15 protein-coding genes are annotated in these 10,668 nt (G+C 54.6%); 6 read left to right on the top strand and 9 right to left on the bottom strand.

Annotated elements, in window-relative coordinates; genetic code table 11:
* Positions 1-397 precede the first annotated feature (397 nt).
* Complete coding sequence (locus tag HFD92_RS13690) at positions 398-952, top strand: gamma carbonic anhydrase family protein (RefSeq protein WP_009087543.1); 555 nt, start codon at positions 398-400, stop codon at positions 950-952.
* Here the strand turns inward: HFD92_RS13690 and HFD92_RS13685 are convergent.
* The 6 genes from HFD92_RS13685 to dprA are packed head-to-tail and all read right to left on the bottom strand — an operon-like array spanning position 919 to position 4,713.
* Positions 919-1,176 carry a DUF1488 domain-containing protein gene (locus HFD92_RS13685; RefSeq protein ID WP_009087545.1) on the bottom strand — a complete coding sequence of 86 codons (258 nt, stop codon included), beginning with the start codon at positions 1,174-1,176 and terminating at the stop codon, positions 919-921. The genes HFD92_RS13690 and HFD92_RS13685 overlap by 34 nt on opposite strands.
* Positions 1,173-1,991: a shikimate dehydrogenase gene (aroE, locus tag HFD92_RS13680; RefSeq protein WP_167429107.1), complete on the bottom strand. Its 819-nt coding sequence runs from the start codon at positions 1,989-1,991 to the stop codon at positions 1,173-1,175. Before aroE ends, HFD92_RS13685 begins: the two co-directional genes overlap by 4 nt.
* 3 nt (positions 1,992-1,994) lie before the next feature.
* Positions 1,995-2,567: an L-threonylcarbamoyladenylate synthase type 1 TsaC gene (gene tsaC, locus HFD92_RS13675; protein WP_046100689.1), complete on the bottom strand. Its 573-nt coding sequence runs from the start codon at positions 2,565-2,567 to the stop codon at positions 1,995-1,997.
* 3 nt (positions 2,568-2,570) lie between these two features.
* Positions 2,571-3,119 carry a topoisomerase DNA-binding C4 zinc finger domain-containing protein gene (locus HFD92_RS13670; protein WP_046100690.1) on the bottom strand — a complete coding sequence of 183 codons (549 nt, stop codon included), beginning with the start codon at positions 3,117-3,119 and terminating at the stop codon, positions 2,571-2,573.
* Between the two features lie 24 nt (positions 3,120-3,143).
* Positions 3,144-3,617: a DUF494 family protein Smg gene (smg, locus tag HFD92_RS13665; RefSeq protein WP_009087552.1), complete on the bottom strand. Its 474-nt coding sequence runs from the start codon at positions 3,615-3,617 to the stop codon at positions 3,144-3,146.
* Positions 3,589-4,713, bottom strand: a complete 1,125-nt coding sequence (gene dprA, locus HFD92_RS13660; protein ID WP_167429106.1) for a DNA-protecting protein DprA — start codon at positions 4,711-4,713, stop codon at positions 3,589-3,591. Before dprA ends, smg begins: the two co-directional genes overlap by 29 nt.
* A gap of 115 nt (positions 4,714-4,828) precedes the next feature.
* On the opposite strand from dprA, the gene def reads away from it, so the two are divergent.
* From def to mscL, 5 genes are all read left to right on the top strand, one after another.
* Positions 4,829-5,341 carry a peptide deformylase gene (def, locus tag HFD92_RS13655; protein WP_009087556.1) on the top strand — a complete coding sequence of 171 codons (513 nt, stop codon included), beginning with the start codon at positions 4,829-4,831 and terminating at the stop codon, positions 5,339-5,341.
* 20 nt (positions 5,342-5,361) lie between these two features.
* A complete protein-coding gene (fmt, locus tag HFD92_RS13650) occupies positions 5,362-6,306 on the top strand; it encodes a methionyl-tRNA formyltransferase (protein ID WP_167429105.1) in 945 nt (314 codons plus the stop codon).
* Between the two features lie 49 nt (positions 6,307-6,355).
* Positions 6,356-7,657 (top strand): 16S rRNA (cytosine(967)-C(5))-methyltransferase RsmB, encoded by a 1,302-nt coding sequence (gene rsmB, locus HFD92_RS13645; RefSeq protein WP_167429104.1) that lies wholly within the window; start codon positions 6,356-6,358, stop codon positions 7,655-7,657.
* A gap of 18 nt (positions 7,658-7,675) precedes the next feature.
* Positions 7,676-9,052: a Trk system potassium transporter TrkA gene (gene trkA / locus HFD92_RS13640; RefSeq protein ID WP_009087562.1), complete on the top strand. Its 1,377-nt coding sequence runs from the start codon at positions 7,676-7,678 to the stop codon at positions 9,050-9,052.
* Positions 9,053-9,173: 121 nt separating this feature from the next.
* The gene (gene mscL / locus HFD92_RS13635) at positions 9,174-9,584 is read left to right on the top strand and encodes a large-conductance mechanosensitive channel protein MscL (protein ID WP_009087564.1); all 411 of its coding nucleotides are present in this window, start codon (positions 9,174-9,176) and stop codon (positions 9,582-9,584) included.
* Here mscL and HFD92_RS13630 read toward each other — a convergent pair.
* The 3 genes from HFD92_RS13630 to HFD92_RS13620 are packed head-to-tail and all read right to left on the bottom strand — an operon-like array spanning position 9,559 to position 10,664.
* Positions 9,559-9,816, bottom strand: a complete 258-nt coding sequence (locus tag HFD92_RS13630; protein WP_167429103.1) for an alternative ribosome-rescue factor A — start codon at positions 9,814-9,816, stop codon at positions 9,559-9,561. The two genes, mscL and HFD92_RS13630, sit on opposite strands and share 26 nt — an antisense overlap.
* A gap of 29 nt (positions 9,817-9,845) precedes the next feature.
* Positions 9,846-10,292, bottom strand: coding sequence for a Zn(2+)-responsive transcriptional regulator (zntR, locus tag HFD92_RS13625; RefSeq protein WP_167429102.1), 447 nt, complete (start codon positions 10,290-10,292; stop codon positions 9,846-9,848).
* A complete protein-coding gene (locus tag HFD92_RS13620) occupies positions 10,293-10,664 on the bottom strand; it encodes a DUF1992 domain-containing protein (protein ID WP_167429101.1) in 372 nt (123 codons plus the stop codon).
* Positions 10,665-10,668: the final 4 nt, after the last annotated feature.

Here is a 10,668-nt window from a genome sequence, read left to right as displayed (position 1 = left end):
TTGTGCGTCCGAAGACGCTGATATCAATCCTGCGAGTGCCCACACAGATTGTCTGATAAATTGTTAAAGAGCAGTGCGAACAGTGCGTTAGCGTCCTGTCGCGAGGTGGCGTATATTACGCTTTCCTCCTTCAGAGTCAACCTCTTTTTCAGAAGTTTTTCTCCGGCGGCTCAGTCTCCTGAACCTTCAACCCGTTTCCCGTTGCCGGTGTGCCGTGTCGATGGAGGCGCATTATAGGGATCCCGTTTCAGAGCACAACCCTTTTTTTGGATCTTTTTTCTGAACGGTTATAAATGATCCAGATTGATGAGATCACCAGCGATCCAGGCCAGAATAGGCTAGTCAGCTGGCTAAAATCACATCAGGCTGCTGAGCAAACAGAATAAAGGAGAACACAATGACTTCCGCCTTACGTCCTTATAAAGATCGCTTTCCACAAACTGGCCAGCGCGTCATGGTCGATCCAGCTAGTGTTGTGGTGGGTGATGTCATCATGGCCGATGACGTGAGCATCTGGCCGCTGGTCGTCATCCGGGGAGACGTGAATCAGGTTCGCATCGGTGCCCGTACTAATGTGCAGGATGGCAGTGTTCTGCACGTCACACATAAATCTGCCGCTAACCCGGAAGGCTTCCCGCTGATTATTGGCGAGGATGTCACGGTCGGGCACAAAGCGATGCTGCATGGCTGCACTATCGGCGATCGTGTGCTTATCGGGATGGGCTCGATTCTGCTTGATGGCGTAATAGTAGAAGAAGAGGTCATGATTGGGGCAGGCAGTCTGGTCCCTCCAGGTAAACGGCTGGAGAGCGGCTATCTCTATCTGGGCAGTCCGGTCAGACAGATCAGGCCGCTGAACGACCAGGAGAAGGAAGGATTACGCTATTCGGCGAATAACTATGTCGGCTGGAAAAATGATTACCTGGCGGGAGATAACCAGACCCAGCCCTGAGCATCAACACGCTCCTGACGAATGGCCGCTTCGGCTTCATCTTCGAGATCCCAGCGATGGTGCTGAAACAGCGCCATCGCCTCCCCTTCGCCAAAGCGTGACGTCAGCGACATACGGCTGATCGCACAGATCAACCGCATACCGTTAACCAGTACCGGGAAGCAGACGGCATCCCGTTCAGCGTCATAGGTTTCATCGTCAGGAAACTGAATCGCCTGATTCATGGCTGCATAGCCTGTTTCAGCTGAGCAATGACCGGCGCAACGTCCGGCATCACGCCATGCCATATATAGAAGGCATGCGCCGCCTGCCCCACCAGCATTCCCACACCATCCGCCAGAGCGTGCGCTCCCTGCGTCTGACACCAGAGCAGGAAAGGCGTCAGCCCGCTTTGATAGAACATGTCATAGCAGTGTACGCCGGGATGGATCAGCTCTGCAGGTAAAGGGGGTGTTTTCCCCTCTACACCGCTTGAAGTCGCATTGATGATAAGGTCGAAACGCTGTTCCGCCAGTTGATTAAACGCAGCTACACGGATAGTGCCGCTCTTCGCGAACAGGCCAGCCAGCTCCTCTGCCCGTTCGGCGGTACGGTTTACCACGGTGAGTGTCACCCCTGACGAAAGCAAAGGATGAATCACACCGCGCGCCGCTCCACCTGCGCCCACCAGCAGAACATTGTCGCCCGCATTGATCATCTTCAGCCGTTCAAGATCGCTTAACAGGCCGATACCATCGGTGTTGTCACCCAGGATCTGCCCGTCGCTGAGCTTTTTTACCGTATTAACGGCGCCGGACAGGGCCGCGCGTTCACTGAGTTGATCGGCAAACTCCCAGGCCTGCTGTTTAAAAGGCAGGGTCACGTTGGCGCCACGACCGCCCTGTGCAAAAAAGGTTGTCAGCGCATCGCGAAATCCGTCAACCGGCGCACAGATCCGGCCATATCGATGAACGATGCCAGTCTGTTCAGCAAAAGCCTGATGGATCAGCGGAGATTTACTGTGGCTGATCGGATTACCGAAAACGGCGAATTGATCCATGAGTTAACCCTGACGTATAAGTTCGCCGCTGATTACATCGCGGATTTCTGAAGGATTGAGTCGTCCCCCCGTTTTCCCGGACAGAACCGGGAACTCCTCACCAAATTGCTTATACACTTCTTCTGCCGTACGGCAGGGAGGCTGTCCTGACAGATTGGCGCTCGTTGAAACCAGCGGTTTACCAAATGCACGGCAAAGCGCCTGCACATCCGGATGGTCACTGACCCGTATCGCCAGCGAGTCGAACTGTCCGGTCAGCCAGCGGGGCGTCTGGGGAGGAACCGGGACGACAAAGGTCACCGGGCCGGGCCAGCAGGCGAACATGCGCTCACGCTGGATCACAGAGAGTTCGCGATCGGAGATATAGGGTTCAAGCTGGGAATAATCAGCTGCGATCAGAATGAGTCCCTTTTCTACCGGACGCTGTTTCAGCGCCAGCAGCGCCATGACGGCAGATTCACTGTCAGGGTCGCAGCCCAGACCAAATACGGCTTCAGTGGGATAGGCGATGACCGCCTGACGATTCAGCTCTGCTACGCAGCGCTCAAGTGAATCGGCGAGGTGTTGATTTTCCATGATCTATTCATTCTCTTCAGCAATGGCTTTGCCACAACTTTTACTGGCGCAGAAGCGTTTAACCCCCTGCGCTGTCTTTTTTTCAACCAGCAATGGAAACTGACACCAGGCACAGACCCCGGCCACGGGCGTCAGGTTGACGACAAACTGGCAGGCGGGATAACGATCACAGGAGTGGAACGTTTTGCCATAACGGGAACGCCGCTGAACCAGCCGGCCTTCGTGGCACTGTGGACACGCCAGCGTCGTTTCGTCCGGTTTGTCGATGGTTTCACTGTAGCCGCATTCAGGATAGTGGCTACAGCCAATAAACATGCCATAACGGCCCTGCCGCAACACTTTATCGGCCCCGCATTCAGGACAGGCGTGGCCCTCCAGCACTTTAACCACATGGCCATCGGCCTGCCCTTTTAAGGGCCGGATGTAGTCACATGCCGGATAGTTGGCGCATCCCAGAAAAGGGCCATGTTTACCCGAGCGGATAACCAGTTCTGCCCCGCAAGCGGGGCAGGGATCCTGTTTACGCACGGTGAAGAGTGCAGCTTTACTCATAGCGATAAATGCATGAAAGGAAATTTAATGCAGCATACCTTCATTGACGTCGAATAGCAGTTCTTCCATCTGCTGATAGGCATTTTCACATCCCGGGATGTTGAACAACACCATCAGCACCACCCATTTGAGGTCCTCCAGATCAAACTCAGAGGTATCCAGCGCCATGACACGTTCGATGACCATCTCACGGGTTTCCAGATTCAGCACCTGAATCTGCTCCAGGAAGAGCAGGAAACCGCGGCTTTCGGCATCTAAACGTTTACTCTCTTCGTCGGTATAAATACGCATAGAGAGCGGATCGTTGGTCAGTAAAATTGGCGCAACCAGTCCTTCCTGATAATCCGCCAGTCTTTCCAGCCAGTTAAGCGCACTGTAAATATCTTCACGATGGAACCCGGCATCCGTCAGGTCATCTGTCAATCTGTCCTGATCAACACCCATTTCTGCTTCGTTGTGGATATAGGTCTCAAACAAGTACATGAGTACGTCGAACATGGCATGCCCTCCTCAATCGGACATAGCCGCCGGGTACAGCTGCGATCCATCCTGCTAACTCCAGTTCCAGCAATTGAGCTGAGATAACTGGCACAGATTGGCCGGCACGTTCAGCGACAACGTCAACAGGTGTAACCTCATCACCTACGTTAGCCAACACATCAGCAAATGGCAATGGAGCATCGTCACCTGGTTCAGAATAAATTTCGTCATCCTGTGTCACAGGCAGCCAGTTCAGTGCCCCAGCCAGATCCTCCAGAATGTTGTTGGGATGTGCCACCAGCAGGGCCCCCTGCTGAATCAGCCAGTTGACCCCTTCGCTTAACGGGTTGCCGAGCGCGCCAGGTAGTGCATAAATATTGCGGTTTTGCTCCAGCGCATAGCGAGCGGTCACCAGTGAACCACTCTTCAGCGAGGCTTCCACCACCAGCACGCCCAGACTCAGGCCGCTGATGATCCGATTGCGACGCGGAAAGTTGAGCGGATGAGGAATGGTGTTCAGCGGAAACTCAGACACCACGGCACCGCCCTGCTCAACAATCTCTGCGGCAAGGCGGACATGCTGTCGGGGATAGAGCCGCTGCAGCCCGCTGCCTAATATGGCTACCGTTTTGCCGCCGGTACTCAGTGCCGCCTGATGCGCAACGCCATCAATCCCCCGCGCCAGTCCGCTGGTGATGGTCAGCCCGCTGAGGCTCAGGTGCCGGGTAAACCATTCGCCCCAGTAACGGCCATTGGGTGAGCCGTTCCGGCTGCCCACGACTGCCAGCTGTGGGGTAGTGATGACGGCCGGATCGCCGTGGATGTAAAGCAGCGGCGGAAAGCGACTGGTTTCCCTGAGGCGGGCAGGATAGGCGGCGTCCAGCGCAGTGATCAGATGATGGGCAGGACTGCGCGCTAACCAGTGCTGCACATCAGTGATCGTTTTTTCAGGCAGATCAGCGTATTGCTGACACTGCACAGCGTCTAACCCCAGCCGCATAAGTTTCCCGCTGTCTGCCGGTGCATCGCCCAGCTGCTGCGCCACGGTCAGCCAGCGCTTTCCTGTCATTCCACACACCGCGGCCAGCCGCAGATACTGCGCTATTTTGTCCATTTGCTGCTCCCTGATTGCCCCGGCTTCCTGCCGCACAATGCTGTCAATCAGGTCTCAGAAAGTCTACAATATGAGGCAGTAATCTTTTCCTAACCGAATACAGATCTGGATATTTATGTCAGTTTTGCAGGTATTACATTTTCCTGACGAGCGCCTTCGCAAAGTCGCCGCGCCCGTTAAAGAAGTTAACGCAGACATTCAGCGTATCGTCGATGATATGTTCGAGACGATGTATGCCGAAGAGGGCATCGGTCTTGCGGCGACGCAGGTCGATATTCATCAGCGCATCATCGTGATTGATGTCTCTGAAAGTCGTGAAGAGCGTTTAGTCCTGATTAACCCTGAGCTGCTGGAAAAAAGCGGTGAAACCGGTATTGAAGAGGGCTGCCTGTCGATTCCGGAACAGCGTGCGTTTGTCCCGCGTGCTGAGCGCGTAAAAGTTCGCGCGCTGGATCGCGACGGTAACAGTTTCGAACTGGAAGCCAGCGACTTACTCGCCATCTGTATCCAGCATGAAATCGATCATCTGGAAGGCAAACTGTTTATTGATTATCTGTCGCCTCTGAAGCGTCAGCGGATCAAAACCAGATTAGAGAAACTGGCGCGTCAGAACGCCCAGGCTTCCTGAGATCTTAAAAAGGGATAAACGTGTCTGCCCCGCTAAAAATCATTTTTGCCGGCACTCCTGACTTTGCAGCGCGTCATCTTGACGCGCTGCTTGCTTCTGAGCATCAGGTTATCGGTGTCTTTACTCAGCCCGACCGCCCTGCGGGTCGCGGCAACAAACTCACGCCTGGCTCGGTCAAAACGCTGGCGCTGGCTCATGACATTCCGGTGTTTCAGCCAAAGTCACTGCGACCTGAAGAGAATCAGCAGCTGGTTGCTGACCTGCAGGCCGATGTGATGGTTGTCGTGGCGTATGGATTAATTCTGCCCAGGGCAGTGCTGGATATGCCGCGTCTGGGCTGCATCAATGTCCACGGTTCGCTGCTCCCCCGCTGGCGTGGTGCCGCGCCGATTCAGCGTGCGCTCTGGGCTGGCGACAGTGAAACTGGCGTCACCATCATGCAGATGGATGTGGGTTTAGATACCGGCGATATGCTGCATAAACTGGCGTGCCCGATTACCCCCCAGGACACCAGTGCCACTCTGTATGACAGACTGGCCCAGCTCGGCCCGCAGGGGCTGCTGGATACGCTGACGTTACTCAACACGCAGCAGGCCTCGCCCGAAAAACAGGATGAAGCACTCGCCAGCTACGCTGAGAAGCTGAGCAAAGAGGAGGCGCGTCTTGACTGGAGACTGCCCGCAGAACAGCTTGAGCGCTGTATCCGCGCCTTTAATCCCTGGCCGATGAGCTTTTTCACGATTGACGACCAGCCGGTGAAAGTCTGGCAGGCTACCGTACTGCCTCACCGCGACCATGCACCGGGTGAAATTATCGCTGCAGATAAGCAGGGCATCCAGGTCGCGACCGCCGAGGGCGTATTGAATCTGGTGCAGTTGCAGCCCGCCGGTAAAAAACCGATGTCGGCTCAGGATCTTCTCAACTCGCGTCGGGAGTGGTTCGAACCTGGAACCCTTCTGGACTGACTCTCTGGCCCGGTGACTTACCGGGCTTTTTGTTTGATGACAAAACCCTATGACTAAATCAACCAACCTGCGTAGCCTCTCCGCCCAACTGATTGAGCGCGTTGTGGACAAAGGCGAATCCCTGAATACGGTTCTGCCTGCCGCCCAGAAAAAACTCACCGACAAGGATAGCGCATTAGTACAGGAGATCTGTTTTGGTGTTCTGCGCACACTGCCGCAGCTGGAAGCGCTGATTGGCAAACTGATGGAACGTCCACTGACCGGTAAACAGCGGGTTCTTCACTATCTGATCATGGTCGGACTTTATCAGCTGGAATATACCCGGGTGCCAGCCCACGCTGCACTGGCTGAAACCGTCGCGGGCGCAGAGGTGCTGAAGCGCACCAGCCTGAAAGGGTTATTAAACGGGGTATTGCGCCAGTTTCAGCGCCAGCGTGAAACGTTACTCGCCAGCATTCAGGATGGCCCACAACGTTATCTCCATCCGGGCTGGCTGCTTAAGCGATTGCAGCACGCCTGGCCGGAACAGTGGGAGCATATCGTCGAAGCAAATAATCTGCGTCCGCCGATGTGGCTGCGGGTTAACCGTCAGCATCATTCACGTGACGCCTGGCTGACCATGCTGACTGAAAGCGGCAGAAATGCACAGCCGGCTGCCGATGTTCCGGATGCGTTGCGGCTTGATGCCCCCGCCCCGGTCAGCCAGTTGCCCGGCTTTGATCAGGGCTGGGTGACCGTACAGGATTTATCAGCCCAGCGCTGCGCTCTGCTGCTCGAACCTCAGAATGGCGAGCAGATTCTGGATTTATGTGCGGCCCCCGGTGGTAAAACGACCCATATCCTTGAGATCGCGCCGGACGCCGACGTGCTGGCTGTCGATGTGGATGCGCAGCGTCTTAAACGCGTTGATGAGAATCTGCAGCGACTGGGCATGAAAGCGGAGGTCAAACAGGGGGACGGACGGACACCGCAGCAGTGGTGTGGCGATCGGCAGTTTGACCGTATCCTGCTGGATGCGCCCTGCTCTGCAACCGGCGTTATCCGCCGACATCCCGATATTAAGTGGCTGCGCCGCGATCGCGATATCGCTGAGCTGGCAAAGCTGCAGCGTGAGATCCTGGACGCTATCTGGCTGCACCTTAAACCCGGCGGCACGCTGATTTATGCCACCTGTTCCATCCTGCCTGAAGAGAACCACCAGCAGATTGAGGCTTTCCTGCAGCGACAGCACGATGCGCAGGCGGAGCCGCTCAGGGATGCACCGGCGAGCGGGTTACAGGTCTTTCCGGATGCTGAAGGCGGAGATGGTTTCTTCTACGCTAAGCTGATAAAAAATTCGGGTTCACACTGATATGAGTATTGATAAGCGATGAAAATAATCATTCTGGGCGCAGGTCAGGTAGGCGGAACGCTGGCAGAGAATCTGGTGGGTGAAAACAACGATATCACAGTCGTTGATACCGATTCGGCACGCCTGCGTCATCTGCAGGATAAGTTCGATCTGCGTGTAGTGCAGGGACACGGTTCACATCCGCGCATCCTGCGTGAGGCGGGCGCTGAAGACGCCGACATGCTGGTTGCCGTTACCAGTTCGGATGAAACCAACATGATTGCCTGTCAGATTGCTTACTCGCTTTTCAATACGCCGAACCGTATCGCCCGTATTCGTGCGGCGGACTATCTGCGCGATGCAGATAAGCTTTTTATGCCGGAAGCCGTTCCTATCGACCATCTGATCTCACCAGAGCAGCTGGTCATCGATAATATCTACCGTTTGATCCAGTATCCGGGCGCACTGCAGGTGGTGAATTTTGCCGAAGGCAAAGTCAGCCTGGCCGTAGTCAAAGCGTATTATGGCGGGCCTCTGGTCGGGAATCCGCTTTCGATCCTGCGTGAGCATATGCCGCACATCGATACCCGTGTCGCCGCTATCTTCCGTCAGGACCGTCCGATTCGTCCCCAGGGTTCGACCATCGTCGAGGCAGGTGATGAAGTGTTTTTCATCGCGGCCAGCCAGAATATTCGTGCAGTAATGAGCGAAATGCAGCGGCTGGAAAAGCCTTACAAGCGCATCATGTTAGTGGGAGGCGGCAATATCGGTTTTGGTCTGGCACAGCAGCTGGAGAAGCACTACAGCGTGAAGCTGATCGAGCGTAATCCTCAGCGGGCCGCAGAACTGGCTGAACATCTTCATGATACCGTCGTCTTTTATGGCGATGCGTCAGACCAGGAGTTGCTTGCGGAGGAGCATGTCGAGCAGGTTGACCTGTTCATTGCGGTCACCAATGATGATGAAGCCAACATCATGTCAGCCATGCTGGCGAAAAAGATGGGCGCCAAAAAAGTCATGGTGCTGATTCAGCGTCGCGCTTATGTGGATCTGGTGCAGGGCAGTGTTATCGATATCGCGATTTCCCCTCAGCAGGCCACCATCTCTGCCCTGCTGGGCCATGTCCGTAAAGCGGACATCGTGGGTGTCTCCTCGCTGCGTCGCGGCATCGCTGAGGCGATCGAAGCGATAGCGCACGGTGACGAATCGACATCACGGGTGGTGGGCCGCGCAATAGATGATATCAAACTGCCCCCGGGTACCATCATTGGTGCGGTAGTGCGCGGCGATGATGTGATGATTGCCAATGACAACCTGCGTATCGAGCAGGGTGACCATGTGATCATGTTCCTGACCGATAAGAAATTCGTGTCGGATGTTGAGCGGCTCTTCCAGCCAAGTCCTTTCTTCCTGTAAATCCTGTATTGATTTTCAGTCGGGGGGAGTCAGGCAAAACAGCCACCTGTTTGGCTGCGCTTATGGAAAAAACAGCAAGGTTTGTTAGACTTTATGACACTGGCAAGGAGAGGAGTTAAGTATGAGTTTAATCAAAGAGTTTCGTGATTTTGCAATGCGCGGGAATGTGATGGATCTGGCCGTCGGTGTCATCATCGGCGCTGCGTTTGGTAAGATCGTCTCATCATTAGTGGCTAACATCATTATGCCACCGTTGGGCTTATTGATCGGTGGTGTCGATTTCAAATCGTTTGCCTGGGTGCTCAAGCCTGCTGTTGGCGACACGCCTGCCGTCGTTATGCAGTATGGTATCTTCCTGCAGAGTATCTTCGACTTTGTCATCATTGCCTTTGCCATCTTTATGGCGATCAAACTGATGAACCGTCTCTACAAGAAAAAAGAAGTTGAGAAGCCTGCACCTAAACCTTCAAACGAAGAAGTGCTGCTGACTGAAATTCGCGACCTGCTTAAACAGCAGAATACTCGCGTATAGTGAACAAACCGCCTCTGAGGCGGTTTTTTAATGGTAAAGAAGAAGGGCAGTGATAAGACGCTTTCTTATCACTGCCCTCCCATCCCTGCCCCTTGTTGTGTTTTTCCTTTCGTCTGAAGCTGCCCTTACCCTTTTGTTTCTGCTCAATGCGCTGACGGAAAAGCGGGTCGTGTAACAGAGCCTCAATCGCGTTATCGCGGATTTGCCCCCTGGTATGCTGATATTTACTCATAACGCCTCCTGTTGAGATGGTCTGATACTCTATTCCTTTACGGTAAAATCACAAGACCCTTGTTTATCTGAAGCCTCTCCCCGCTCCAGTGCCTCCAGAATTGAGCACGAAATGCTACTGTGGCTGCGACCACAACAGGCGTCCGAAAGAATACGCAGAGAACGCTGCATCGACTCAAGTTCCGCTATCATCTGCGCCACTTCATCCAGCCGTTTCTCAACGATCGCTTTTGACTCCTGGCAGGTGTGATGTGCCGGATCGACCCGGATTGACAGAAGTTCCCGGATCGCTTCCAGACTGAAGCCGAGCTTACGACCGTGGCGAATAAATTTCAGACGCTGCAGATCGCCTTCGCTGTAGAGGCGAAAACCACCTTCGGTACGCTCACCATGATCCATCATCTGCTGCTTTTCATAAAAACGGATGGTGTCAGGCGTTACCTCAGCAAGCTTTGCTAACTGACCTATGCGGAACATCTACTCCTCCTCGCGGAAATGGTGGCGTATCGCGGTAGCGTAGTTTCCATGAAGAAAATCGGTACTCATGCCCGCCTGTCGCAAGCGCAGCTCCAGCACCTGAAGCCGGTGACAGTGATCCTGATAGCCACGATCCGCAGGATCCAGCTGGCGAATCAGATCGTTGACTTCCATCGCCTCACGCCTTAACTCCAGCTCGGGGGGCAGAAAGCCAGAATTTTTCAGCAGTCGATACCCTGCCCTTAACTCCGGAGGGACATGACTGTCATCATCCAGCTGTAGCGGTTTGCCAGAGCCAGGAAGGTTACTGAGTTCGCCTTTTTCCAGTGCCGCTTTGATGTGCTGTTCAGCAAGTTCGTCTACCAGCCACATAACA

This window comes from Pantoea sp. EKM101V (assembly GCF_011800325.1).
Lineage (GTDB): Bacteria > Pseudomonadota > Gammaproteobacteria > Enterobacterales > Enterobacteriaceae > Pantoea > Pantoea anthophila.
The sequence above is the reverse complement of the archived record's forward strand: the minus strand, read 5'-3'. Positions and strand labels throughout refer to the sequence as shown.

Bases quoted from the DNA above. Each gene is read 5' to 3' on its own strand.
- rsmB (WP_167429104.1), top strand. From the start codon at position 6,356: ATGACTAAATCAACCAACCTGCGTAGCCTCTCCGCCCAACTGATTGAG.
- trkA (WP_009087562.1), top strand. From the start codon at position 7,676: ATGAAAATAATCATTCTGGGCGCAGGTCAGGTAGGCGGAACGCTGGCA.
- smg (WP_009087552.1), bottom strand. From the start codon at position 3,617: ATGTTCGACGTACTCATGTACTTGTTTGAGACCTATATCCACAACGAA.
- HFD92_RS13620 (WP_167429101.1), bottom strand. From the start codon at position 10,664: ATGTGGCTGGTAGACGAACTTGCTGAACAGCACATCAAAGCGGCACTG.
- HFD92_RS13685 (WP_009087545.1), bottom strand. From the start codon at position 1,176: ATGAATCAGGCGATTCAGTTTCCTGACGATGAAACCTATGACGCTGAA.
- aroE (WP_167429107.1), bottom strand. From the start codon at position 1,991: ATGGATCAATTCGCCGTTTTCGGTAATCCGATCAGCCACAGTAAATCT.
- tsaC (WP_046100689.1), bottom strand. From the start codon at position 2,567: ATGGAAAATCAACACCTCGCCGATTCACTTGAGCGCTGCGTAGCAGAG.
- HFD92_RS13670 (WP_046100690.1), bottom strand. From the start codon at position 3,119: ATGAGTAAAGCTGCACTCTTCACCGTGCGTAAACAGGATCCCTGCCCC.
- HFD92_RS13630 (WP_167429103.1), bottom strand. From the start codon at position 9,816: ATGAGTAAATATCAGCATACCAGGGGGCAAATCCGCGATAACGCGATT.
- HFD92_RS13690 (WP_009087543.1), top strand. From the start codon at position 398: ATGACTTCCGCCTTACGTCCTTATAAAGATCGCTTTCCACAAACTGGC.
- dprA (WP_167429106.1), bottom strand. From the start codon at position 4,713: ATGGACAAAATAGCGCAGTATCTGCGGCTGGCCGCGGTGTGTGGAATG.
- zntR (WP_167429102.1), bottom strand. From the start codon at position 10,292: ATGTTCCGCATAGGTCAGTTAGCAAAGCTTGCTGAGGTAACGCCTGAC.
- mscL (WP_009087564.1), top strand. From the start codon at position 9,174: ATGAGTTTAATCAAAGAGTTTCGTGATTTTGCAATGCGCGGGAATGTG.
- def (WP_009087556.1), top strand. From the start codon at position 4,829: ATGTCAGTTTTGCAGGTATTACATTTTCCTGACGAGCGCCTTCGCAAA.